Genomic DNA, 25,125 nt, shown 5'->3' on the forward strand with positions numbered 1-25,125 from the left:
GAAGTACCTTAGAGAATTGTAAGCCGACACTACCTTGCTCGCTCATGAAGTAAAACAAACTCAAATTCACAATGATTGGCAGCGTAACAATGCATAGAACAGAGTTAATGGCGGTGAGCGTCACATTCAAAGCCACATCGCCATGCGCAAGATGACTAAATAAATTAGCACTGGTCCCCCCTGGGGATGCCGCGAGCAACATTAGCCCAACCGCCAATTCTGGAGGAAGAGCAAATGCGATGACCAAACCAAAGCATGCGATTGGCAAAATAATAGCCTGACAAAATAAGCCTATTAGCACCGGCTTTGGCATTTTAAAGATGCGGGTAAAGTCAGAAATCGTTAAGGACAAACCCAGCCCAAGCATAATAATGCCGAGACTAGCAGGAAGGAAAATCGTAAGGATTGGTGTTGAATTCATGGAAAGCTCGTCTGTTGTTATTGTTAAGCCATCACACAAGATGGCTTGTTTAACAGAACGATGTCAACTCGAATTCAGTTTTCAATCATCAATTAAAATTGATAGCTGTAGTTCAAACCAAAACCGTGCTCATCACCATTATCAAATTTGCTATAGCTTACCCCTCCTCCCAAGGCATGCTGCTCTGCAAAGTGATAACGAAGGGCCAAACCGCCAATCCAAGTATTCGCGCCGCGATTCTGACCAGTATAAGTGCCGGTAGCGCCTGAGGTGACAGTAACAGAGTGATCGCCACTTTTATCGGCACTCAAATCACGGTCATAACGCAATATTGCATTAGCGCTCAAACCCTCGTGATCATCAAGGTACTTTTCAAATGCCAGACCCAAACCCATTAATGAAGACTCGGCATCGCTTTTGTCTACGCTCATCGCCAAGGCAGCACCGCCGGTCTCAGAATAGGCGTTTTGACTTGCTCTCACGTGACTAATCGAAGCAAAAGGCGCGATATTCACAAGTTCAGAGTTATAAATAGGTTTGGCAACCTGCAAGGCGACATAGACAAAATCCGAATCAAAGGTCGCCTCAGCTTTCGGTGCAGTTGTTAGACTACGAACCGAGTCCGTCTCATTCATGCCATAGCCGATAACACCATCGAGCTCGATCTGATTCTCAAACCGACCACTCCAGTAAGCCTCAAAGTGATAGCCCGAAGTATAAAAACTAATGCTCTGAGCGTCATGCTCATCCATGGTTTGATCGACCACACTAAAGTAGACACCAGCATAACTATCACGCGTTGAGAGCAGGTTCGCTCCAAGCGTCATCTGAGTCAGATCGTACTCAAAACCTGCTTCGTTTGTGCTTGCATCAATACTGCCATCGACACGAGATACGTCAGCCCAAACATTCTGATTAGACGCACTATCGCCACCTAAGAAGTTAGGTGCAAAGCTTTCCTGTCCTTCCGACAAACCAAATTCAACATTGCGCATAAACACGCTGTTAATAATCATCTCAGCCTGCTCAAGTCCAACCGTTAAATGCGAGGCAACAGGCTCGGCATGAGAATCATTGGTTAACTGTGCAAGCTGTGCATTTGTTACTGTATTCAGCTGGCTATTCACTGCGGTATTGGTTGGCGCTTGATTCACTAAACTTTGCGCTGCGACTTGCTGATTACGCGTAGTCAGAGAGGAGTGCGTCGTGATGTTATTAAGATCTTTAGTCAAAGTAACAGTATAAGTATCTGTTGCACCACTTGCTTTACTCCGGAAACTTGAATTGCCGCCGGCATTGTTGCAGTTAAACTTGCGGTATAAGTAGACGAGTCCTGGCCCGCATCGGCTTCAACAACCACATAGCTATTTCCATCCAAGTCATCAGCTGTATAAGCACTAGATTTTGGCGCAATCACGACATCGTGCGTGCCTATAACAGCGCCCCCATTGAATTCGATCTTGTCGTTGTCGTTACTAACATCACCAACTTCCAAATTGAATTGCAATGACGGATCACCAAAGACTGACACCAAGCTGTTATCTAAAGCAGAACCATTCAGGTTAAACCGAATCGTACCGATATCTCCGGAGCCAACACCTGGTGAAAACTTAGGGTTATTACGAAATAAGAAAGTAGAAGAACTCTGGGTGTTAAAATCAATATGACCATTGATAAGCGCGTCATCAATGACCGAATACGAGTTCGCACCAAAACCAATAGCCGTATTAGCCGCATCTCCTGCTTCACCAATCGTCACTTCAAGGCCGGGAAGTGCACCAAAAGAATTTAAACCGGTGAAACCCGCTGCATCATCCGCGGTAATTGTTGCATTGCCTTTAAATGACATACCCTTAAGTGGCGTTGCGCCTATCGCAGCACTGTGCAAGGAATTGCTACCCTGCTCAAAGCTCAACTGTGCTTCGGCGACATTTACTCCGTTTTCTATTTCGAATCTAGAACCATTACTTAAGGTAAAATCTGGAGTATTGGTCAGGGTTGAGCCAGATTCGATCCAGACGCCAGCACAGTATCGACATCTAAAGGCGCATTATCGAGAATGAAATCGGCTTCGTTCAAGTCGATCTGAAACTTCACATCAGTGCGATTTTGACTAGACTGCACGATCCCGCTAGTACCCGCATCAAGACGCTGAATATGCAAGGTACTACCTTTAGCAGCATTGATGGTAAAGGACTCTTCTCTACCGAAAGCATTCAGCGTCGTATTCCAATCCAATAAGGTTAAATAGCTGTTTTCTGCGAGATTAATTTCATCACCTTGAAGTGCCCAACCTGCCGTACTGGCCTGAGTAAAACCTTAAATAAGGCTAGTGCCGCGAATATCAAAAATCAGCTTATTGTTTGCATCCGCGTAAAAACTTGGCTCAGCAGAAGTCCAGTCAAAGATCAGATCACTGTTATCTAGAATTACATTATAACTGCCGCTCGGGGACTGGAAGTTGAATGTGACATCATCACGAAGTACTAAACGAGAATTTGTAATCGATAGTTTCTCGGCGCTCAATTTTCTGGCGGGGCCGGAGTTAGTGATAGTGAGAGCATGCTTTTGACCTCCCACACTTTGAATAATTACATTTCTAAAGTAAGTTCCTGCCGGCGTACCAACCGTTTCACCAACGGGTGGCGGTCGGCTTCCTGTATTCCACTGAATACTTCGATCTGACAAGAGCGCAAAATCACTCGACAAGGTATAAGTCGTCGTATCAATACCAACAGTGCCTTGGCCATACGTACCCCAAACACTAGTCAACAATCCTGATGTCGAGCTATACGCCGTGCCTTCAATAGCTAAGGCCGATTGCCCAACAGATAATAAAAAAACACCTATTCCTCTCTTCAAAACGACTCTCTGAACATATGTAAGGTCTGGGTTAGAAAGTAGTCGTTTTTTTAAAGGCACAAAAAAACCGGCGCTCTTTCAAGGGCCGGTTTTTTGAGATCAGCTATCTATTAAAGGGCAGCTTCCAATTCTGGAACCGCATCAAATAGATCAGCAACAAGACCGTAGTCAGCAACCTGGAAGATAGGCGCTTCTTCGTCTTTGTTGATCGCAACAATTACTTTAGAACCAGACATACCAGCCAAGTGTTGGATCGCACCTGAAATACCTACAGCGATGTATAGGTTAGGGGCAACGATCTTACCTGTTTGACCAACCTGCATGTCGTTAGGTACGAAGCCAGCGTCAACAGCTGCACGCGATGCACCCATTGCTGCGCCAAGCTTGTCAGCAACTTTCTCAAGCATTGCGAAGTTGTCGCCATTCTGCATACCACGACCACCAGAGATTACGATCTCTGCAGCAGTAAGTTCTGGACGATCAGACTCAGCCATTTCTTGACCTACGAAAGTAGAAATGCCAGCGTCTTGTACGTTGTCAATCGCTTCAACAGCAGCTGAACCACCTTCAGCAGCAACTGGATCGAACGCAGTACCACGAACAGTGATTACTTTGATCGCATCGCTAGATTGAACTGTCGCAATCGCGTTACCCGCATAGATTGGACGAACGAACGTATCAGCTGACTCAACTTTGATGATGTCAGAGATTTGCGCAACGTCTAGAAGTGCAGCAACACGTGGAAGGAAGTCCTTACCAGTTGTGCCCGCAGAAGTAAGAACGTGCGAGTAACCTTTACCAAGGTCAGCAACCAATAGAGAAAGGTTTTCAGCCAACTGATGGCCGTAAGCTGCGTTATCAGCTACCAATACTTTAGCAACGCCAGCCGCTTTTGACGCAGCTTCTGCTGCTGCACCACAACCTTCGCCCGCAACCAATACGTCGATGTCACCACCGATTGCTGTTGCTGCAGCAAGAACGTTAAGAGTAACTGGCTTCAAGCTACCATTATCATGATCTGCAATAACTAAAATGCTCATTTAGATCACCTTCGCTTCGTTTTTAAGTTTGTCTACAAGCTCTGCAACGTCTGCAACTTTAATACCCGCAGAACGTTTAGCTGGCTCTTCTACTTTCAATGTAGTTAGGCTAGCGCTCAACTCAACACCGTAATCTGCTGGAGATTTAGTATCGAGAGGCTTCTTCTTAGCCTTCATGATGTTAGGAAGAGATGCGTAACGTGGCTCGTTCAAACGCAAGTCAGTAGTCACTACTGCAGGAAGATTAAGACCAACAGTCATCAAACCGCCGTCAACTTCACGCGTAACGTTAACCTTATCACCTTCAACAACAACTTCTGATGCGAATGTACCCTGACCCATGCCTGCAAGTGCTGCTAGCATCTGACCAGTTTGGTTGTTGTCTGAATCGATAGACTGCTTACCAAGAATAACTAACTGAGGTTGTTCTTCGTCAACAATCGCTTTCAAGATTTTAGCAGCTTGAAGAGATTGAACTTGTTCGTCAGTTTCAACCAAGATACCGCGGTCTGCACCTAATGCTAGTGCTGTACGGATTTGCTCTTGAGCAACTTTAGGACCGATAGAAACCACAACGATTTCGCTCGCGATTCCTTTCTCTTTAAGACGAACAGCTTCTTCAACTGCGATTTCACAAAATGGGTTCATTGCCATTTTGATATTAGTAAGATCGACATCTGAATTGTCGGCCTTAACACGTACTTTGACGTTGTAGTCAATAACTCGTTTGACAGCGACAAGAACCTTCATAGATTCCTCATTCTTAACAATTGATGAATTGATGGTGCGAATGCCCTTAATCAAGCACACACACAAGATACTGCGAAAAAGCTATTTTTCATAAGTTAATCAATAACTTATGTAGCTCCAAGCTTCATGCCCCGAATTCGCGGAGCGCATAATACTGCCGATTAATTAAAAAAGCGTCAATACTTGGGCAAAAATTAAGCTAGATGACCGGCATTTGTTTCACTAATAAAGCTTCAGTATCTACACCCTATTACGTAGCAACTTCCAATCAGGACTTGTAACGACATTAAATTTGCATAAAATTCAAACGATCGTTTGAAATAACCCAGAATACTAATGCACTCGTATACCTTTATATGTATAATCGCGCGCAATATCGTGGTGCGAGAAAGTCTATATCGGTAAAGACTCACCAACGACAACTTTAATTACCTTGAAAAACAGGAGACCGAACATGGAAAGAGAATCGATGGAGTTTGACGTTCTCATCGTGGGTGGTGGTCCTGCTGGCCTTTCAGCAGCATGCCGTATCCGTCAACTAGCACAAGAAACAGGCCAAGAACTTACTGTCTGCGTTGTTGAAAAAGGCTCAGAAATCGGCGCACACACACTATCAGGGGCCGTTATCGAAGACCGCGCGTTAAAAGAGCTATTCCCTGACTATAAAGAAATGGGTGCTCCTTTAAATGTTCCTGTTAAAGCAGACGAAGTATATCTGCTGAGTAATGCAGAAAAGAGCTTCAAGTCTCCGAACTGGATGATTCCAAAGCCAATGCATAACGATGGCAACTACATTGTCAGCCTGGGTAACGTTGTACGCTGGTTAGGCGAGCAAGCTGAAGCACTTGAAGTTGAAGTCTACCCTGGCTTCCCTGCCGCTCAGCTAATCATTGAAGACGATGTTGTAAAAGGCATCATCACTGGCGATATGGGCCTAAACGAAGAAGGCGAGCAAACTGAGAGCTACATGCCTGGCATGGAGCTACGTGCTAAATACACGATCTTTGCAGAAGGCTGTCGTGGCCACTTAGGTAAAGAGTTGATTGCTAAGTTCGAGCTAGATAAAGATAGCGATGCACAACACTACGGCATCGGCATCAAAGAACTATGGGACATCCCTGCTGAGCAACACCAAGAAGGTCTTGTTGTTCACGGCGCAGGCTGGCCACTCAACGAGTCTAATTCGACAGGCGGTTTCTTCCTTTATCATGGCGAAAACAACCAGGTTGTTGTTGGCCTGATCACTGACTTGAGTTACTCAAATCCTCACGTTAGCCCATTTGATGAGTTCCAACGCATGAAGCACCACCCAGTGCTCGCCAAGCACCTTGAAGGTGGTAAGCGTGTTTCTTACGGCGCACGTGCAATTACTAAAGGCGGTTTTAACGCACTTCCTAAAATGACATTCCCTGGTGGTTTGATCGTTGGCTGTGACGCGGGTACTTTGGACTTCTCTAAGATCAAGGGTACGCACACTGCAATGAAGAGCGGCATGATCGCAGCGGAAGAAGTCGTAAAAGCAATTGCGGCAGAGCGCGCAAACGACGAGATCACTGAATTCTCGGCAGCATTCAAAGACTCATGGGTATATGAAGACCTATACAACAGCCGTAATTTCGGTCCAGCTATGCACAAATTTGGCATGATTGGCGGCGGCGCGTTCAACTTCATTCACCACAACATTATGAAGCTTCCATTCACGTTGCGCGACACTACTCCTGATTACGCCACATTGAAGCCTGCTTCTGAAAGCAAAAAGATCGATTACCCTAAGCCTGACGGCAAGCTTAGCTTCGCTAAACTTGACTCCGTATTCATCGGTAACGTAAACCATGCAGAGCACCAGCCATGCCACTTGAAGCTAGCTGATGGGAGCATCCCTCTTGCGCAAAACTTGCCAAAATATGATGAGCCAGCGCAACGCTACTGCCCTGCAGGCGTATACGAGATTGTTGAAGACGAGAGCGGCGAAAAACGCTTCCAGATCAATTCTCAAAACTGTGTGCACTGTAAAACATGTGATATCAAAGACCCTGCTCAGAACATTACCTGGGTAACACCTGAAGGCGGCGGTGGTCCAAACTATCCAAACATGTAAGAACGTTTTTATAGTTAAACGCAAACAAAAAGCCCGCTTTCGCGGGCTTTTTTATTTTGATAACTCACACCTTAAAACCGGTCACGATCATGCGCTCGCTCCAAAGCTAAATCTGGCCCCATCGGCACAATGCGAGTCGGGTTAATCATGTCATGGCTATAATAGTAATGCGTCTTAATATGCTCAAAGTCGACTGTTTCAGCAATTCCCATTATTTGATATAGCTCTCGCAAGTAGTTCGATAAATTAGGGTAATCCTCAATACGCTTTAAGTTACACTTAAAGTGACCAACATAGACCGCATCAAAACGCACAAGCGTGGTAAATAAACGCCAGTCTGCTTCGGTTAAGGTATCACCAGCCAAATACCGAGATTCAGACAAGCGCACCTCCATACGACCTAAAGCCTCAAACAAGGCTTCGAAGTTTTTCTCATAGGCTGCTTGTGTGGTCGCAAATCCAGTTTTATACACACCGTTATTAATATTCTCGTACACATCTGCATTTAGTTCATCGATGATTTGTCGCTTAGACTCCGGATAGTAATCCACATCATCAGAAGCAAAATCATTAAAAGCCGTATTGAGCATTCGAATAATTTCTGAGGACTCGTTACTGACAATCTGCCGAGATTTCTTATCATAGAGCACCGGAACAGTGACACGACCAGAGTAATTAGGTTGAACTGAAGTATAAACTTGATGCATATATGTCAATCCATTCATGCCGTCTGGAAGATCGCCACCTTGAAACTCCCAGCCCTGAGATAACATCTCAGGCTTTACTATCGAAACAGAAATAACATCTTCCAAGCCTTTCAAAGCACGAAAGACAAGCGTTCTGTGCGCCCAAGGACATGCAAGCGAAACAAACAAATGATAGCGCCCTGACTCTGCTTGAAACCCAGTTGAAGCATCCGCACTGATCCAAGAACGGAATTGCGCATCAGTACGAATAAACTCTCCATAAGAACTCTTAGTGTCATACCACTCATCACGCCATACTCCATCGACCAACAAGCCCATTCACTTACTCCTACTTCAATCCAAAATTAGCACGAAATTTTAGTACGCAAACAACCAGCTATGCAGTGCAATTATTTTGTTTGATTCGAACAATTGTTTTGAACAATCACCACATGAACACCAAAAACGTGACAAAAAAGGCCAATTTACATTCTTTTACTGCCAAAATTCTGTTTATTGATTTTTGTCGCCAAATTGTCATCGACAGGCTGTTAAAGTCGCGCCCTCATAACAAGAAGAACAGCAGTAAACCCAATTTAACGGACGAGTATCACATGAAAAAAAACCTGACCTTAGCTTTGCTATTCAGTATGGCATTTGGCAGCAATGCGTTTGCTGAGTCATATATATATCTGACAAACAGCACGACCGAACCTTTGAGCATTAGCACAGTGCAAACTGGCCATAACAACATCACCCACGGCAACGAATGGGAGCAACTTGCTCACAGCGTACCACCAATGAGCACAGTAAAATTCTTGCGCTTTAATCGCGACCAAGGCATCAAATGGGGCAAAAAGTACTGGTTTACAACAACCGTACAAGGTCAGAGTTCTAGCGTTGTATTGCAACAAAAACTAAAAGGCACAATGACCTTTAGTAACATCAAGCACAGCGCAAATTATGACAACTGGAAGGATGACCGAGACATCTACAAACAGCACATCAGCTTTGATGGCCAAGATGCAACGCTCGCATACAAAGCAAGCTACGCACGCGCTTCAGGCGATGATTTTCATTACATCATCCAACCAAACCTTGAACAACAGGTTCGAGATGAAGCCAATGCAAACAGCTTCAACGTATTGACCTACAACATTTGGGGTCTACTACCAGGTATTACTGCTGAAAACACCTACGATCGCTTCCACTCAATCGCACACATGGTAGTACCAGGTTACGACGCGATCGTATTCCAAGAAGCACATGATCTAGCGTCATCAAACTACTTCCGCGATCACATCAAAGGTGAATACCCTTACCTGACTGAGATTCCTTTCGAGCTTGGCCGCATTCTAAACGGCGGTATATTTATCGCATCTAAGTGGCCAATCGAAGTAGAAGACAACATTGTTTATCAAGCATGTATCCGCGAAGACTGCCTTGCATCAAAAGGTGCGGTTTACGCAAAAATCAATAAGTTTGGCAAAACGTACAACTTGTTCGGTACGCACGTTCGCGCCTATACAACACCTGAAGACATTGCGAATCGTTTTGAGCATCTAGCAGAACTGAAAGCATTCAAAGACAGCAAGCACATCCCTGCGAATGAGCCTGTTATCTATGCCGGCGACTTTAATGTCGACAAGGTAAACTTCCCGCAGGAGCGTGATGATTTGATGGCGGTTCTAGATGCGACAGAGCCAACAGCACTTGAAAACTACCCTTACTCGTACGGTGGCTCTATTAACGTGTATGCAGATGATCAATATGACGAGTACTTAGACTACGTGCTTTACTCAAATGAACACGTTACGCCAATCAGCTCTAGCAACACATTGCTACTTCCTCGTAGCATAGAATCTGAGCACTGGGGTCGTTGGGACTTATCAGACCACTTCCCTGTTAAAGGTGAGTTTGTCTACCCATAACAAGCAAGATTCTGTTATACCCTTACAAAGCGAACCAATTGGTTCGCTTTTTTTGTGACCTAATTTTCTATCTGAGCATTATTAATATTGTAACCAGCACTTTTGAGTTACCGTTTGAGCTCAAACAAAAATAGCAATGTTATCGTCGATCTATGTCTTTAGTATGCAACATTGAAGATCAGAAAGGCTTCGTAAAACAAAAAGCAGAAGCGCTCTCTCTGAACATTCAACAGCTAAAACCCATGATTAAGTTTTTAATCATGCAAGGCGTCGATTTGCCTAAATTACTTGAAGGCACCGGTATTGAGCAGCACCACCTTATCCATAGAGACATTTCAATTGATGCGTTCCAACATCAAAGACTATTATTGAATGCCATCAAGCACGCGCCCGATATGAGCTTTGGAGCTCAGCTTGGCGTGCAAGACTTCATTAATAATGACAGCCTACTCGCAAGCCGCGTAATGAGTTGTGACACAGCCGGCGAAGCAATGCATTTGCTGAGCGACTATTACAAGCTATGGACAAATCAGTTTAGCCTCAACTTTGAGGCCAACGAACGCTGGGGCGAATTCAGCATCACACCACATATCGATTTTGGTGCCACCCTGCCGTTTTATATCGAATATCTCTACGCGATTCTCTACTCGTTTGGCTGCTATTGCTTAGGTGAAAAATCCGTCCCTCTTATCTTCGAATTTAGTTATCCAGAACCTTCAAAGAGCGCCTACTACGGCAAATATTTTTCGGAGACCGTACGCTTCAACCAAGAGAAAAACCGTGTTCTTCTTCCAAAACCATTGTTAGAGAGAAAACTTGTTTTCTCAAACCCAATACTCGCAGAAGAAAACGATAAAACAGTCAAAACTCAAATGGAGCACATTGCACCAAGCGATACAGTTTCTAGAACGCGCGCACTTATCCAGAAAAACGCGCTGAGCATGGTTAGCCTAGAACATATCTCAGCTCAACTCTGTATGTCTTCAAGAAGTTTACGTCGACACCTACAAGCTCAAGGCTTTAGCTTTCAAACAATCGTTGATCAAGAAAGACACGACATTGCCAAAAAGCTTCTCAGTTCAAACAAACAAACTATTCAAGAAATAGCGATTCTTCTTGGCTATAACGACGCGAGTTCATTTAGTCGTGCGTTTAAACGCTGGGAAAGCGCCTCACCAAAAGAATACCAACTTCAGCAACATCAAAAATCTTGACCTCTAGAGCCATGCATCTGTCCTTTTCTGTCATAGCACTTATTGCCATCTCGTTGAATAATCGCATCCTAGGAACAACTGGGCAGTAAATCGGCAAACATTGCCGAAGCAGGATGCACAATAAAAACAATATAGACGAACTAAAGGCCTGATTATGGAAACTAAAACCAAGAAACCTGGGTTTCTCGCACGACTCTTTTTCGGTTCAGCACTTGCTTTTGGCGCAAGCCAAGCAGCGGCTGACAACTGCTACATCATGGTTCACGGCCATGGAACAGACGGCTCATTCAAAAGCGGCACAAACCAACCTGCTTTAGATTATTGGAGCAACTACAACTTTAGCGAGTATGCTGGAAACAGCGCGATCACCGAGCTTATTGCTGGTTCAACAGATAACTACGCAATTGTCGGCTACAACTCTACAGACGAAGCGGGCTATCAATGGTGGCGCGATGAAGCGGCAGGTGAAATTGCACGTCAAATCATTGCAATTCGCCAAGGTAATGGCGATGGCTACATTCACCCTGAAGCGAACACACAATGTGCTGCCAATGACACTTTCTGGGTAGTTAGCCACAGCCAAGGCGCAACGGAAATGATGTACATTGCGGGCAACGCACTAGCGGGCTCTCCAAACTACAACACGGCCTACACACCTTCAGGTGGTGTGTCTGTAAATTTCGACGCTGCGATGTCAGGTCTGGCAGGCATATTCACACTTGGTGGAGCAATCGGTGGAACCGAAGGTGCTGACCGCGTATGTAATGGCAACTGGCTTGATAGTATTATCAACTTCGCATTCCTAGGCCAAGACTGTAATGCTAGCGTAGAGTGGTTACAAACATTCGACTCTTATGCTGTGAAGAGCTACATCGGTTCTAACCTAGGCGCACCAATCTACGTGATGGGTGGTTATAAGGGCTTCCCAGGCCTTGAAGGCGCTTCGTCTGGCTTAATCACGGGTGAAGATGATGGCTACATCAACCTTGCATCTCAAATGAGCTGTTCTGGTTCTGGTAAGCGTTATGTAGAAAGCGATCTGAACGACTACAAAAAGATCTTCGGTATTAGTTACGGTAGCCCAACGTATCGTTGTAACGATGCAAACAAAGGCACGCCGCGTACTTACAACATGGCAAGTGTTTACACTGACCATGATGCTGAGCGTAACGCTGCGATCAAATACCCTGATTACACAAATATCGAAGACGGCATTACCTGCGGAAATGGCCGCAGTATGGCGGGTCGAATCAACTCTTGCTTGTAATCAATACAGCGCCATAACAAGGAGGGCCATGCCCTCCTTTTCAATCTACAAAGAAGTACCGAGCCATGCAACGCAACATCGTTTTATTAAGCATCCCACCTCTAATCGCTTTAGCAATGCTTGCGTATTTTGATCATGCACAACAAACCCCAGATCTCGACAGCAAACCTCAAAAAGCCTTTACCGAACAGCACACACCTATCAATCAGCCTGCTACAAGCCAAGCAGCAAAAGTACAGACATTAACCCTCAAACCTGTAACAGGCTCTCAACAAGATCAAATATCCGTGACCCCTATTTCAGGTATTGAACAAATAAGAGCCATCAAGAATAAAACCGCTTTGCATCAAGCCGTCTTAAAAGACCATGCCTCCTTCACACGCTACCCAAGCAGCAATGTTCGTGTTGATCGATTGGAACGCGACCCAGTGACCATGACTTACGAAACGCATCAACGCACGACAGAAAGCGAAGACATGCGCACATCCATCACTGCATGGACCGATAAAAAATACATCAATCAAGGTCAAGCGCTGACATTGTTCTCACGCATCGATAGTGTTGAGCTACAAGGCTTGAGCAGCAAAATCATGGCGCAAGTGTACTTTAGTGAACAGCAAAACATTCTCATCGAAAATCTTCAGGCACGCCAACAAGACGGTACGTATTACCTCACTATTTCAGAGGAGCAAACGAGCTTATGGCCTTCAGGGATATACAAAGCCATTATCGTGAGTGACATTGACCAACTCTCAGAATCGGTGAGTTTCGTAATCTCTCCACCCGTCATCAGCCTGACCGGTGAGCACCGCGACCGAATTACTGATACAGGCAGTTTATTAGTCGAATTAGAAGTAAACGTTGAAGAAAATGCGCGCTACTACGTTCGAGCCGCACTCTATAGCAACACCAATGACCCGATTGGTAGCAGCCAATTTTCTGAGACCTTAAAGCCGGGCAGACATTGGATACCCTTAGAATATTTTGGTTTGATGATCCGTGACGCTGGAGAACCCGGCCCTTACAACATCTACAGCGTTGAACTTGCACAAGCCGGTGTACCGATGCTTCGCATGCCTATTTCAAAAACCAATATTTACACTTACGGCTATACACTCGACCAATTTTCTGGACAAACTTATCGCGAACAACAAGAACCAGTCGACAGCCTTAAGCCTTAGTCGCATGGAACAGCCTCGATTCGTTGACTTCACTAAATGAGAAATTTACTCTGTTAACACAAAGTAACAATAAAAATCTCTCGCTTTTAGTCGAAGCGATACAAGGCCGTTAAGTTGTATAAAAATGGATAAAAAGACTCTTCTATTCGTTCTGTTTTCTCTCGGTTTGACCGCTTGTGGCGGCGGCTCTTCTAGCTCAAACATCGTCGGATCTGACGCTGATCAACGCATCACGGTGACTTCAGAAGGAATACGAGAAGACGTTGCTCTTAGCCTCTATGTGAATGGCACACCAACAGAAGAAACGGTCATCTCTCGTGATGGGCAATTTGCATTTGAATATTTAGTAAGTGATGGCGACACCTTCGTCGTCAACATTGAAGAACCTTTCCCGTTCGATACCGAGTGTCAATTATTCAATAACGGCCCAGCAACTGTCGGCTCAGCACCTCTCGACATACGCCTTAGCTGTGAGCAACTTGCTTCTGTACGCGGCACGATTTATCTACAAACCGCTTTTCAAACTGACGCTGATATTAACGACATAAACACCGACACAGCAAACAATAATTTCTTTGAAAGAGCGCAAGAAATTAGTAGTGATTTACCCTTTCAAGGCTTCGTATCACGCAGCTCTTTTGACGCGCCCAACGGTAATTACTCAAACTTCCCTGATCGAATAGATTTTTTAAAAGTTAGTTTAGAAAAGGATCAATTAATTAGTCTGAAATCAATAGGCTACAAGGACAGCCTTTCTGATGCAGACCTTGAACTTTATGATGAAAACTTTCAGCTAGTCGGCCGTTCTAGCAATATAAAGGATCAAATAGATTTAGTTACCGTCTCATCTAACGGCACTTACTATGTTGTGGTCGAGGCCGTTGAAGGCGCGGTACGTTACACTCTTAATTTTGCAGCCCCTTCTGGTGGCTCCCGGATTTTTGGAGCAACAGAAAACATCATCCCTAATCAAGCAATCGTGCAGCAACGCGTTAACTTGAACACGCGTACTTCTGCAGCATCGATCGCATCAAGTGTTAATCACTTTGACTACACACGAACGGCGCTCGCCAAATTTAATTTCGAGGAACAACAAGTTAGAACTGCCTCATTTGAGTCATCCGATCAATTAGATAATTTCTTACAGCAGTATCAGCCAAACTCGTACGCATTAAGGCAAACCTTGAAGCGAATAAAAGAGTTAAAGCAACGTGCAGATATTGCGCTTGCAGAACCTAACTATCGTGTAACTAACTTTGCCACCCCGATAGATTCAGCCTACAACAAACAGTGGCACTACCCTCAAATTAATCTAGAGCAAGCATGGGATCTTGAGACAGGTTTTTCTTCTGACGTGATTGTTGCAGTAATAGATACTGGCGTATGGCTTAGCCACGAAGATCTTGTCGGGAAATTCGTACCCGGTTACGACTTCATTATTGATCAAGAGGCTTCACTTGATGGAGATGGACCGGACGATGACCCCAATGACCCAGGTGATCAAGTTTATGACGATGGGAGCTCGTCATGGCATGGAACCCACGTTGCAGGAACAATAGCTGCTAATACTAATAACGATACAGGAGTAGCGGGTGTTTCTTGGGGCGCTAAAATAATGCCTATGCGCGCCTTAGGCAAAGGAGGCGGAGCTATGTATGACATTATTCAGAGCGTAAGATTTGCTGCCGGATTATCTAACGATAGTGGACAATTACCCGACCAAAGAGCCGATATCATAAACATGAGTATAGGCGGTGCTCCATACTCACAAATATTTCAAGACAATATCAACTATGCACGAAATGCAGGAGTGATCATTATTGCTGCTGCAGGTAATGGTGAATATAACTACTCGACAGAAAGAAATGAGGGCGTTACTACACCAGAGTACCCAGCATCCTATGACGGCGTCGTCTCTGTTGGAGCTCTCGAGCCATTCGATTCTTTTACTCAAGAATACAAGCTCGCATCCTATTCTAACTTTGGACCGACGTTAGACCTAGTCGCCCCTGGCGGAGCTTCCGATTCTGACAGCACGAGCAATAACACAAAGATATTAAGCACGTTTGTCGATGAAGATTTTGATACAGGTATTCTCAGCTCTGGTTATGAATACTCACAAGGCACGTCTATGGCAGCACCACATGTAGCAGGTGTCGCTGCACTCATGAAATCAGCTTACCCTGAGCTAAGCCCTGCAGATTTCGACATCCTACTTAGAGACGGAAAACTCACCAGTAACGAAGGCCTTAACAACGGCAACGGTGATGCGTTTTATTTCGGCGCCGGCCAAATAGATGCTAGAAAAGCGGTCACAGCAGCGCAAAGCTTGGTTAAAGAACTAGAAAAAACATTAAAACCGAAATTAGTATTAACAAACTCATCTATCGAGCTAACAAGCTATCAGCTATTCTCACAAGTCTCATTGTTCAACCAAGGCAGCGAATCTAACATTTCGGATATTTCCATTACTGGTAATGACGGTTCTTGGTTGTACATATCTGACTTAAATACCGATTCAAACGGTTTCGGTTCTTATGCAATTTCTGCAGATGCCTTGGGCTTAACTGAAGGACAATACGAGGCTGAAATCATATTTACTGAAAGTAAGGGCTCATCTATTTCTCTCACAGTTACATTATCTATCGAGCCGCTTAATCTCTCCGTTGACGATGCACCTCCGGTATACGTGGTTCTTTTTAGTTCGTTATTTGGTCTAGTTGAACAAACAGTCATGGCAGAAAAAGTAACCGATGGCGTCTATCAATTTGAATTACTGAATGTGCCTCCAGGTAACTACAACCTGTTAGGAGGAAGTGATATTGATAGTAACTATACTATTTGTGAATTCGCTGAAATATGCGGGGCATACCCAGCTCACACAGCCCCAACAGAACTAACAATACAGGACACAGATATCAATAACATCGAATTTGCTGTTCACCTGCTGAATAACGTTAATTTAACTGCCGACTCAATGAATGCAGCTATTTCAAGAACAAAAGCAGCAAACATTGAAGAATAGATAGATCAAACATCAAAGCTGTAAGGTTTTACTCATTTAAGCTAAGCTATTGCGTTGTTAATTCATTCCTCTGACGCATAGCTTGGCTGCACCATTTAATGTTTGATATTTCCGTTTTAGACCACCTTTCTGACCTGAATATTCTTGTTGTTGGCGACGTAATGCTTGATCGCTACTGGCAAGGAGACTCGCAAAGAATCTCTCCAGAAGCTCCGGTTCCTGTTGTTAAAATCAACAATCTTGAAGACAGAATTGGCGGCGCGGCAAACGTGGCACGCAACATTGCGCATTTGAACGGGCAAGTTAGTTTAATGGGGCTAATTGGCAATGATGAAAACGCCGATCGTCTTGAAGCCATGCTCGCAACAGACAAAGTAAGCTCCGCACTTATTCGTCAAGATCAACAGCCAACAATCACCAAGCTTCGTGTCATCAGTCGCCATCAACAAGTGGTGCGTCTTGATTTCGAAGAGCTTTTTGCAGATGCGCATGCGCAAACCTTGAAAGAACAATTTATAGCTCAGATCGATAACTATGATTTCGTTATTTTTTCCGACTACAACAAGGGCTCTTTACGCTATGTCGGAGAAATGATTCATGAAGCACGCAAACGTGGCAAAACAATCTTAGTCGATCCAAAGTCTTCAGATTTATCGGTCTACCGTGGCGCACACGTCATCACGCCAAACCTGAAAGAATTTATTGCTGCTGGAGGTCAAACCGACAGCGAAGAGAGCATTCACGCTTCAGCGAAAGCACTGATGGCAAAATGCGATCTCGATGCCATCCTTCTGACTCGCAGCGAGCAAGGTATGTCGGTCATCACACCCTCCTCAAAACATGACATGCCAACCCGTGTACTTGAAGTCGCTGACGTAACCGGTGCAGGCGACACAGTCATCGGCACCTTGGCCTTAATGATGGCGGCAGGCACCCCTCTTGAAGATGCGGCGCAGATAGCGAATTTAGCAGCCGGAGTCGTCGTGGCTAAACTGGGTGCCGAAACAGTTTCTCCTGAAGAGCTTTACCAAATCGCAAATCGTGTGTTCTTTGAACATCGAGGAACCCGCGAGACCGAAACTTACGAAGAGACATTGCGTCACATAGAGCTTGCCAAACTTGCTGGCGAAAAAATTGTATTCACCAACGGCTGCTTCGATATTCTTCATGCAGGGCATGTACGCTATTTAGAAAAAGCGCGAGCATTAGGCGATAGACTTGTACTGGGATTAAACTCAGACGAATCCGTTAAACGCTTAAAAGGTGAAACACGCCCCGTGAATGGTTATGAAGAACGCGCTACGGTGATCGGCGGACTCGCAAGCGTCGACTGGGTCCTTCCTTTTGGAGAGGTGAAAGGCGATCAATACGACGACACACCTTTCTACCTTATCGAAACAGTTATGCCGGATGTATTGGCGAAAGGTGGTGATTACACCATCGACACGATCGTAGGCGCAGATATCGTCCAAAAAAACGGCGGGCAGGTTGCTGTCATTGATTTTGTAGACGGTTGCTCAACCACACGCATCATCGAAAAAATCCAACAACACGATGACCAATAGTCAGCAAGACGCGCCAAAGTCAGTTTGCGTTCTTAGGCTCTCTGCACTAGGCGATGTTTGTAACGCTGTTGCAGCCGTGCAGGCTGTTCAGCGAGCATATCCTGCGAGCCACATTACGTGGATTATCGGCAAGCTAGAGCATCAACTCGTTCATGACCTGCCCGGCATTGAGTTTATCGTTTTCGATAAACGTCGCGGTTCAACTGCGATTAAGGACTTAAAACAAACTCTTAGCGGTCGTCGGTTTGATGTTTTGTTACAAATGCAAGTGGCAATGCGTGCAAACCGCTTAGCGCATCTGATTCCTGCAAAACGAAAAATAGGGTATGACTTTAAACGGGCCAAAGAAGGGCATTCGCTTGTCGTTAATGAGCGGATACCTAGATTAAACCCAAAGGATGCTCGTCAACACGTACTAGATAGTTTCTTAAGCTTCGCCATGACCCTAGGAGCTTCGGAAGAGGATTGCTACCCTCCTCGCTGGAATATCGCGGTGAGTGATGAAGATAAGCAATTCGCATACAACTATATTCTACCCTCACAACCTACCGCCATTATTTGCCCCGCTGCAAGCAAGCGAGAACGCTGCTGGCTACCTGATCGTTATACTGAGGTGATTCATAGCCTTGAGCGCAAGGGTATAAAAACCATACTGTGCGGCGGCCCTTCAGAACTCGACTACGAACTAGCTCGAGACATCATGGCGCTTACTCGCGTTGATGTAATCGACCTTGTGGGAAAAACGTCATTAAAACAACTCTATGCATTATTAAGCAAAGCCTTGTTTGTTCTCGCACCCGACACAGGACCTTTGCATATGGCTAATGCAGCAGGTCGACCATGTGTTGGTTTATATGCACATTCCAATCCTGCGCGAACAGGGCCATATAACAGCCTAGATTTTGTTGCAGAGCAATATCACGAACAATTGATGCTTCAACAAGGAAAAGGCGCCGACCAACTAAAATGGGGCCTTAGAGTTAAAGGCATTGATCTGATGGCAGACATCAGTACTCAAATGGTTTTACAAAAAATCGACGCCCTACTTTGCGCTAAAGGTTAAGCAAGTATGGATTTGTGGATTTGGCTGCTTGCTGCACTGAGCTTATTTGTCGGATGCTGGATTCAGACTGCATTGGGCTTTGGAATGGCTGTGATTGCCGCACCTATTATTGTCATCCTTAACCCTTTATGGGTTCCCGTGGCACTCACCTTATGCGCGCTATTCTTGAGCGTTCTCAACACCTGGAATCAGCGCGAATACATCGAATATCGCGCCTTAGCGCTGCCTTTTATTACAAGAATCCCCGGTACGATATTAGGTGCATGGTTACTACTTCAACTCGATATTTTTGCCCTTCAACTGTTTGTCGCCGGATGCGTTTTTGCGGCGGTAATCATTTCTTACTATGGCAAGCAGTTTGATTACACCCCAAGACGAATGGGGCTTGCAGCATTTATCAGTGGAATAATGGGAACGACGACGTCCATTGGTGGACCGCCTATGGCCTTAGTCATGCAGCACGGAAAGCCTCAAAACATACGCGCAAACCTGTCGATATATTTTGGTTATAGCTGCACAATCAGCATGATTTCCTACGCCTATATCGGCGTATTAAATCAGCAGCTACTAATAGAAAGTCTTAGTTTTTTGCCGGTATGCCTATTAGGTTTCGTACTTGGGGTAAAAGCGAGGCCATACATCGATGACAACAATCGATTCAGACCATTGCTGCTTAGCTTATGCTCGATCGCAGCACTTATCGCTTTTATTGGCGCGTTACTTTATGAATAGCCTAATGCTTTCTCGAGAGGAAATTTTCCTCTTACAAAGATACCATTACCTCGTGCAATCTCTCGATTCTCTGAATCATAGGCTATGGACTCAACAATAAACTGCGTTCGATTCATGTTCACAACCTTGCCTTCCGCACGCATGATTCCCTCAGAAACAGGACGCGTGATATAGGTCGTGAAAGACGTCGTAAGCACAAACACTTCATCTTCATATGAATTTGCCGCAAAGAATGCTGAATCGTCTAAAATCTTAAAGTAAACCGAACCATGCGTGCCACCAGCAGAATGACAATACTCAGGCTTGAGATCAATTTCGATCGTACATTTGCCCTCTTGGATCTCGATGCGAGGAGGGTAAAAGCTATTGATTGGCGCTGCACGATACATGTTGCAGAGTGCGGCGTAGTGTTCTTGTTTTGTCATGTTGATATTAGGACTCTTGGTAAGCAGCTTGAACTAGCGCAATAAACTTTTTGTTCTGTTCTTTCGCAGTGTATTTGAGGGAAGTTTCTTGATTTTGCCTAGCTACTCTATTGCGTAACGCTTGATCATCTAACAAGTCTTGGACAGATGAGACCCAAACATCTTTATTTAAGCTAGGCAGTGAGAAGCGAAGAGATTCACCCTCCAGTATTTCACTCGCACCAACCATTTTGTGCAATACAACCGGCTTAGAACATGTCATTGCTTCTAATGCGCTCATACCAAACTCTTCAATATGAGCAGGAAGAACGAATACATCTAACATACTGTAATAATTAGCGACACAATCTGTTGATGGTAAAAAATGAACTGCATGAGGATGAGAGTTTATCAACTCCGTATAAGCCGAGCGTTTGCCATTTCCCGCAACCACAATGTGTAAGGGATGATCGAACTGAAGAGACTTAGTAAATTCAAGAAAAAAATCGACATTACGTTTTTTAAAATTTCCGGACGTGATCAATCCAATAACGAAAGCTTCTTCTTCGATATTGAGATTATCTCGAACGTTCGTATCACAGGACAAGACATGATCGGGGTCGCATCCTGGGTACAATACTTCAATATTTTTTCCTTGAAGAGCAAACCTATTTGTAAGATCTTGCTTCATCATTTCTGAGTTACACACTATCGTTTTAAACTGACTAGCACTGAGAACTTGAGTATACAATTTACCCACATCATTTCTCTCAGGTAGAGCCTTCCCCTGGATAACTTCGTGTTCCAAGTGCACGCAATTATGAATAAAACAAATATCAACATCAGCGATATCGCCGTGACCAACACTAACATCTGGTTTAAGATTTTTTATCCAAAGCCCTGCTTGAAACTTAAAAAAAGCTCGCCTAAAAAATCCCTTTAGAGGCCAACGAATTGTTTTCTTCACTCTCGCCATTGTGGAGGCGTGCACAACGGGATTCACTTTTTCCGAAACGACAATACTTTGAATTCCAGCCCGATCTAAAGCCTCTAGCTCTGACCGAACAAGCCTAGATACACCTGATCTTAGATTTTTTAAGTCTTTTTGAATAATAGCTACTTTCATAGACCGTACACTAAAAGTACCAAGACAAATAAAAGCTTCCGATATATATATCGTAAAAAATCTCTGGAGACGATGACTGCAAAGATGGAGGATCACTCGCCAGAACTCGATCACGCGCCACCTTATCGCCATAGGCAAATTCAGTACTGAAACTTACATCTGAAAGAAACATCCACTCCAATCCCAAACCAAGAATATAACCATGTGCAGGCGTAGTCTGGTCATAGCGAGCAAAACCAAAAAAACTCTTGATATAAATGTCGTCGACTACCTGATATTTATAGTCCAACGGACGGAATGAATATAAGTTATCACCATCAGCCTGCGTGAATTGAAAAGCTAAGCCTAGATGATGGTCTTCTTCGTAAACACCATGTACAGAGGCTCCTAACAGCAAGGCCGCATCCCAATCGCTTGTGCTTGCAGGCGCATTATCACCTCCATTGAGCAAGATCTTTACCTGACTTGAGGCTCCACCCGCATTCAAGGAATAAGTGAACTCATCCATAGAGTAAAGTACAGGTGAAAACAGCAGCAACACAAAGCTAATTAGTCCGTACATCACCATCGCGTAAATGCTCCAATCGAATAATAATCATCACCCCATACATTCTTCCCGGAACGCCCCTCTATGCCCCAAAGCGCTTCCTTGGCGGCAAAAGAATGTCGTATCAAAACATCGAGGGCATGATCATAATTCTGGTTTGAATAAGACGCTTGTTGGATTGATTGAACTTGCATGTATAACATTCGTCCAGCATGGTACTGCCAACTTGAGGACAAGGTTGTTGCTCTCCCTCCTACTCCATCGCCAGACTCTCTTTGATCTGCAGCGGCATGGCCAATTATGTTACCGCCCGACACACTTCCGTCTTGATAAATATGGTGGACATACCATCCATTCTGCCATTCAGCATGCTCAATCGTAAGATCCAGATCACTGAACAGGGCGGGAAAGTAAGCCCCCCCCATCAAAGCCGCATTACCCAAACGATAAAATTTATTGACGGATGTATCTTCACCCGCGTATTCAAAATATAAGCTAAAAGGTACTCTACCTGTGACATTGATTCGAGAGGTAAAAGAAGCACTTTGATTTCCAAACTCATCATCTTTGGAAAGATTATTACCTGCATTGTCTGCAGAACTTGGATCAAAAAACGCTTTGAATAAATCTTTAGGCTCATGGCACTTTCCTCTCGCACCACCGCCGTACATCATGACCCTATTTACTCCAAAAGATATATTTCGAACTGGATTTATCCCCAAGTGCATACCAATCGCACAAGGATTTCCGGACACCTTACCACCTTGATAAGCGATATTGTCTGAGCGACTCAAGCGAGTGGCAAACATTTCATAACGAAATCCCCAGCTTCCAATAGGCATCGGGCTTGAGAGTGTTAACGAAGGTGTGGTCTCCGCGTTACTACTAAATAACATTGCACCGTGCTGAAACGGACTCAACCAATGCGGCCTGTAACCCACATCTAACTGCATCCAGTCCCAACCAAAACTTGAATATGTTCCCTCAAGCGACTCGCCATCTTCGCGTCGCTCACCACCTAAGAATGCATACCAGTGGGGACTCATTCGCACATACAACTGAGCATTGATACTAGCAACATTATCGGTAGACTCACCACGTTGATTTGCTATCGGAGCACGCTTGTCACTTGCCAGCCTCAGATTTAAATTTGCATAGGTAAAACCGTCAGTCTGAGCAAAGCGTTTTAAGTATGAACGCACCTGTCGACAAAGAGCGCTCGTTTGTTGACAGTATTCTTTAACGGCCTTGTGCACCAGAGCTGCAGGAATAGGTCTCGTTAACACTGGGGTGCCTGATAAAACCAGTAAACGCTCTATTTGACGCTCAGCTTCAGGAGACATGTGCAATGGGAGGTAAGGAGATACACCACTTGCTCGACTAAAAGAGCTAAATAAAAGTGCGGTCAAAATAGCACTCGTAAGTAAAACGCGATCCAAGCGACTGAGCATCCGTATTCTCATGAACAATTATTTTTATAAAGTTAGTGTTTCAGTTTTTTTCATTTAACGCTAGCGCTTTGTAACAACTAACTTATTCAAAAATTCCAAAGTATCTAAGGCAGATTTCTCCGTGCTAAAGTGCGTAAGAATTCTATTCTTGCCTGCTTCGCCCATCCGTGCACATAGCTCTCGGTCTTCTTCAAGGGTTATAATCCCAGATGAAATAGCGTTCACATCACCAGGTTCAACCCGAATACCGCTCTCACCATCAACGATTAATTCTGCACTTCCTCCGGTAGCAGACACAATAACTGCTGTGCCGTATGCCATCGCTTCAATCACAGTTTTAGGAAGACCTTCGCGCTTAATAGAAGGTAATACAGATACATTACACGCGGCTATTAAAGCCGGTGCATCTTTTCGATGTCCTGCTACTTTTATACGTTCAGCCATTGGGCTTTCTTGAATGAGCGCTTGAATATGATCACTATCCATACCATTGCCCACTAACAAGAAATAAATATCCTTGTCTTGTGGAAGCAACTTAGAAGCCTCAAGCAATACCGGCAACCCCTTTCGAGGCCGATCATTGGCAACACAACCAACCACAAAGCCATCCGATGGAATGCCAAACTCACTCAAATCAGCAGGTTGATCCTGATACCAGTCCAGCGAATGCCCTTTATAGACAGTGACGATATTCTCTTTCGGTAAACGAGATTGTAAATGTAAGTCATCCCTTACCGCATTTGCCACACAAATGATCGCATCTAAGCGCGGATGTAAATGAGTCAAATAACTCGTGGGGTCATACCAATAAATATTACCCGTCTGACCACGATAACTAATCGTCTTTACGGGCAAGCCTATTGCCGCGAATAAACCGTTCGTAATAGCCTTATTATTGAACATGTACAGAGCATCATACCCACCCTGTTTTAACTCAGAACGAATACGCCGAATTGCGGACCATTCAAGCTTTTTCTTCGGATGAAAATCGATGACTTTTACGCCATTCTCTTCAAATCGGGAAACATACTCCGCATCGCCTTCGGTCATTAATGTCACATCAACACCGAGCTTGACTAAGCCGATGAAAATTTCAGCCTCGGGACGAACAGAGTTCCATGTATCTGTATAGGATGAGATAATTAGGATTTTCAACTAATTAAGCCTTGTTTTGACCAACGATTCGGTTTACCCCTACAACGATTGAGCCGTCCGGAACATCTTTAGTGACCACTGAATTCGCCCCCACAATCACACCTTTACCTATATTAATTCCACCAATTAACTTCGCTCCAGCGCAAAGGGTCGAACCTCTACCAATCCGAGGCATTGAATTATCGCCTCGTAAATTTGCTCCAATAGTGACCCCTTGATAAACCGTAACGTTCTCTTCCAACATTGCCTGAGAACCAATAATTACTCCTACAGGGTGAACAAATTGTGTTGAGGCCGGCACGTTCGCCTCATGGCTTACTTCACAGTGATATTTGTAATAAATACGCCGCTGAAAAAACTTTCTACAGAATTTAAATTTCCCAACAAAGGCAAACATCAACCGGCACTCTAGCTGAAACTTTTTCTGCGGCTGATTCGTACCAACCAGCTTAATTAGCAATTTCAAAATCATATTTTATCTGGTTACCTACGATATATTCACTTCAAAATAACTTAGTAAGAGCATTTATATTTTGATGTAAGAGCACACTATACTTAAATCGTTTTAGAAGCTGGTTACATGTTTCCGCTGCCGACATACGCCTCA

General features: G+C 44.4%; 23 protein-coding genes. 9 read left to right on the forward strand and 14 right to left on the reverse strand.

Translation table 11 applies throughout. The annotated features are described in order from the left end of the window. The 7 genes from A3738_RS22845 to A3738_RS22875 form a co-directional block, all read right to left on the reverse strand. Positions 1 to 421, reverse strand: a 421-nt coding sequence (locus tag A3738_RS22845) for a bile acid:sodium symporter family protein (RefSeq protein ID WP_197473972.1), incomplete at its 3' end; no start/stop codon positions are given. A gap of 92 nt (positions 422 to 513) precedes the next feature. Then, entirely contained in the window at positions 514 to 1,653 is a 1,140-nt protein-coding gene (locus tag A3738_RS22850; protein WP_068474894.1) for an autotransporter outer membrane beta-barrel domain-containing protein, read from the reverse strand. Next, a complete protein-coding gene (locus A3738_RS22855) occupies positions 1,650 to 2,336 on the reverse strand; it encodes a hypothetical protein (RefSeq protein WP_068474897.1) in 687 nt (228 codons plus the stop codon). The genes A3738_RS22850 and A3738_RS22855 overlap by 4 nt, the downstream gene beginning before the upstream one ends. Before the next feature lie 77 nt (positions 2,337 to 2,413). Continuing rightward, entirely contained in the window at positions 2,414 to 2,659 is a 246-nt protein-coding gene (locus tag A3738_RS22860; RefSeq protein ID WP_068474900.1) for a hypothetical protein, read from the reverse strand. A gap of 81 nt (positions 2,660 to 2,740) precedes the next feature. After that, a complete protein-coding gene (locus tag A3738_RS22865; protein ID WP_156502853.1) occupies positions 2,741 to 3,283 on the reverse strand; it encodes a hypothetical protein in 543 nt (180 codons plus the stop codon). Positions 3,284 to 3,393: 110 nt separating this feature from the next. Further along, entirely contained in the window at positions 3,394 to 4,323 is a 930-nt protein-coding gene (locus A3738_RS22870; RefSeq protein ID WP_068474906.1) for an electron transfer flavoprotein subunit alpha/FixB family protein, read from the reverse strand. Beyond that, the gene (locus A3738_RS22875) at positions 4,324 to 5,073 is read right to left on the reverse strand and encodes an electron transfer flavoprotein subunit beta/FixA family protein (RefSeq protein WP_068474922.1); all 750 of its coding nucleotides are present in this window, start codon (positions 5,071 to 5,073) and stop codon (positions 4,324 to 4,326) included. Between the two features lie 454 nt (positions 5,074 to 5,527). Here A3738_RS22875 and A3738_RS22880 point away from each other — a divergent pair, with 454 nt between their 5' ends. Next, positions 5,528 to 7,171: an electron transfer flavoprotein-ubiquinone oxidoreductase gene (locus A3738_RS22880; RefSeq protein WP_068474908.1), complete on the forward strand. Its 1,644-nt coding sequence runs from the start codon at positions 5,528 to 5,530 to the stop codon at positions 7,169 to 7,171. A gap of 71 nt (positions 7,172 to 7,242) precedes the next feature. Here A3738_RS22880 and A3738_RS22885 read toward each other — a convergent pair whose 3' ends face one another. Further along, on the reverse strand, positions 7,243 to 8,196 hold the full coding sequence (locus A3738_RS22885) for a glutathione S-transferase family protein (RefSeq protein WP_068474912.1): 954 nt from the start codon (positions 8,194 to 8,196) through the stop codon (positions 7,243 to 7,245). A 275-nt stretch (positions 8,197 to 8,471) separates the two neighbouring features. Here A3738_RS22885 and A3738_RS22890 point away from each other — a divergent pair, with 275 nt between their 5' ends. The 8 genes from A3738_RS22890 (at position 8,472) to A3738_RS22925 (ending at position 19,835) form a co-directional block, all read left to right on the forward strand. After that, a complete protein-coding gene (locus tag A3738_RS22890) occupies positions 8,472 to 9,788 on the forward strand; it encodes a sphingomyelin phosphodiesterase (RefSeq protein WP_068474924.1) in 1,317 nt (438 codons plus the stop codon). Positions 9,789 to 9,940: 152 nt separating this feature from the next. After that, on the forward strand, positions 9,941 to 11,002 hold the full coding sequence (locus tag A3738_RS22895; RefSeq protein WP_068474916.1) for an AraC family transcriptional regulator: 1,062 nt from the start codon (positions 9,941 to 9,943) through the stop codon (positions 11,000 to 11,002). 154 nt (positions 11,003 to 11,156) lie between these two features. After that, positions 11,157 to 12,269: a hypothetical protein gene (locus A3738_RS22900; protein ID WP_068480794.1), complete on the forward strand. Its 1,113-nt coding sequence runs from the start codon at positions 11,157 to 11,159 to the stop codon at positions 12,267 to 12,269. 65 nt (positions 12,270 to 12,334) lie between these two features. Beyond that, positions 12,335 to 13,450, forward strand: a complete 1,116-nt coding sequence (locus tag A3738_RS22905) for a hypothetical protein (protein WP_068500569.1) — start codon at positions 12,335 to 12,337, stop codon at positions 13,448 to 13,450. Positions 13,451 to 13,574: 124 nt separating this feature from the next. Continuing rightward, positions 13,575 to 16,475 (forward strand): S8 family peptidase, encoded by a 2,901-nt coding sequence (locus A3738_RS22910; RefSeq protein WP_068480788.1) that lies wholly within the window; start codon positions 13,575 to 13,577, stop codon positions 16,473 to 16,475. 98 nt (positions 16,476 to 16,573) lie between these two features. Further along, positions 16,574 to 18,040 carry a bifunctional D-glycero-beta-D-manno-heptose-7-phosphate kinase/D-glycero-beta-D-manno-heptose 1-phosphate adenylyltransferase HldE gene (gene hldE, locus A3738_RS22915; RefSeq protein WP_068480785.1) on the forward strand — a complete coding sequence of 489 codons (1,467 nt, stop codon included), beginning with the start codon at positions 16,574 to 16,576 and terminating at the stop codon, positions 18,038 to 18,040. Beyond that, positions 18,030 to 19,103, forward strand: a complete 1,074-nt coding sequence (locus A3738_RS22920) for a glycosyltransferase family 9 protein (RefSeq protein ID WP_068480782.1) — start codon at positions 18,030 to 18,032, stop codon at positions 19,101 to 19,103. Before hldE ends, A3738_RS22920 begins: the two co-directional genes overlap by 11 nt. Before the next feature lie 6 nt (positions 19,104 to 19,109). Further along, a complete protein-coding gene (locus A3738_RS22925; protein WP_068480779.1) occupies positions 19,110 to 19,835 on the forward strand; it encodes a sulfite exporter TauE/SafE family protein in 726 nt (241 codons plus the stop codon). On the opposite strand, the gene A3738_RS22930 is transcribed toward A3738_RS22925, so the two are convergent. The 6 genes from A3738_RS22930 to A3738_RS32130 are packed head-to-tail and all read right to left on the reverse strand — an operon-like array spanning position 19,826 to position 24,819. Continuing rightward, positions 19,826 to 20,260, reverse strand: a complete 435-nt coding sequence (locus A3738_RS22930) for a PaaI family thioesterase (RefSeq protein ID WP_068500566.1) — start codon at positions 20,258 to 20,260, stop codon at positions 19,826 to 19,828. The two genes, A3738_RS22925 and A3738_RS22930, sit on opposite strands and share 10 nt — an antisense overlap. Before the next feature lie 7 nt (positions 20,261 to 20,267). After that, the gene (locus A3738_RS22935) at positions 20,268 to 21,365 is read right to left on the reverse strand and encodes a glycosyltransferase family 4 protein (RefSeq protein ID WP_068480773.1); all 1,098 of its coding nucleotides are present in this window, start codon (positions 21,363 to 21,365) and stop codon (positions 20,268 to 20,270) included. A gap of 10 nt (positions 21,366 to 21,375) precedes the next feature. Further along, the gene (locus tag A3738_RS31425) at positions 21,376 to 21,927 is read right to left on the reverse strand and encodes a hypothetical protein (RefSeq protein ID WP_068480770.1); all 552 of its coding nucleotides are present in this window, start codon (positions 21,925 to 21,927) and stop codon (positions 21,376 to 21,378) included. Further along, entirely contained in the window at positions 21,927 to 23,363 is a 1,437-nt protein-coding gene (locus A3738_RS22945; RefSeq protein ID WP_068480767.1) for a capsule assembly Wzi family protein, read from the reverse strand. Before A3738_RS22945 ends, A3738_RS31425 begins: the two co-directional genes overlap by 1 nt. A 60-nt stretch (positions 23,364 to 23,423) precedes the next feature. Then, the gene (locus A3738_RS22950) at positions 23,424 to 24,518 is read right to left on the reverse strand and encodes a glycosyltransferase family 4 protein (protein ID WP_068480764.1); all 1,095 of its coding nucleotides are present in this window, start codon (positions 24,516 to 24,518) and stop codon (positions 23,424 to 23,426) included. A gap of 4 nt (positions 24,519 to 24,522) precedes the next feature. After that, positions 24,523 to 24,819 (reverse strand): serine O-acetyltransferase, encoded by a 297-nt coding sequence (locus tag A3738_RS32130; RefSeq protein WP_231876739.1) that lies wholly within the window; start codon positions 24,817 to 24,819, stop codon positions 24,523 to 24,525. Between the last annotated feature and the right edge of the window lie 306 nt (positions 24,820 to 25,125).

It is taken from the genome of Oleiphilus sp. HI0066 (assembly GCF_001635725.1).

Coding starts and splice junctions, on each gene's coding strand:
- A3738_RS22925 (WP_068480779.1), top strand. CDS start 19,110: ATGGATTTGTGGATTTGGCTGCTTGCTGCACTGAGCTTATTTGTCGGA.
- A3738_RS22885 (WP_068474912.1), bottom strand. CDS start 8,196: ATGGGCTTGTTGGTCGATGGAGTATGGCGTGATGAGTGGTATGACACT.
- A3738_RS22875 (WP_068474922.1), bottom strand. CDS start 5,073: ATGAAGGTTCTTGTCGCTGTCAAACGAGTTATTGACTACAACGTCAAA.
- A3738_RS22910 (WP_068480788.1), top strand. CDS start 13,575: ATGGATAAAAAGACTCTTCTATTCGTTCTGTTTTCTCTCGGTTTGACC.
- A3738_RS22870 (WP_068474906.1), bottom strand. CDS start 4,323: ATGAGCATTTTAGTTATTGCAGATCATGATAATGGTAGCTTGAAGCCA.
- A3738_RS22935 (WP_068480773.1), bottom strand. CDS start 21,365: ATGAAAGTAGCTATTATTCAAAAAGACTTAAAAAATCTAAGATCAGGT.
- A3738_RS22880 (WP_068474908.1), top strand. CDS start 5,528: ATGGAAAGAGAATCGATGGAGTTTGACGTTCTCATCGTGGGTGGTGGT.
- A3738_RS22890 (WP_068474924.1), top strand. CDS start 8,472: ATGAAAAAAAACCTGACCTTAGCTTTGCTATTCAGTATGGCATTTGGC.
- A3738_RS22895 (WP_068474916.1), top strand. CDS start 9,941: ATGTCTTTAGTATGCAACATTGAAGATCAGAAAGGCTTCGTAAAACAA.
- hldE (WP_068480785.1), top strand. CDS start 16,574: ATGTTTGATATTTCCGTTTTAGACCACCTTTCTGACCTGAATATTCTT.
- A3738_RS22930 (WP_068500566.1), bottom strand. CDS start 20,260: ATGACAAAACAAGAACACTACGCCGCACTCTGCAACATGTATCGTGCA.
- A3738_RS22945 (WP_068480767.1), bottom strand. CDS start 23,363: ATGCTCAGTCGCTTGGATCGCGTTTTACTTACGAGTGCTATTTTGACC.
- A3738_RS22905 (WP_068500569.1), top strand. CDS start 12,335: ATGCAACGCAACATCGTTTTATTAAGCATCCCACCTCTAATCGCTTTA.
- A3738_RS31425 (WP_068480770.1), bottom strand. CDS start 21,927: ATGTACGGACTAATTAGCTTTGTGTTGCTGCTGTTTTCACCTGTACTT.
- A3738_RS22920 (WP_068480782.1), top strand. CDS start 18,030: ATGACCAATAGTCAGCAAGACGCGCCAAAGTCAGTTTGCGTTCTTAGG.
- A3738_RS22900 (WP_068480794.1), top strand. CDS start 11,157: ATGGAAACTAAAACCAAGAAACCTGGGTTTCTCGCACGACTCTTTTTC.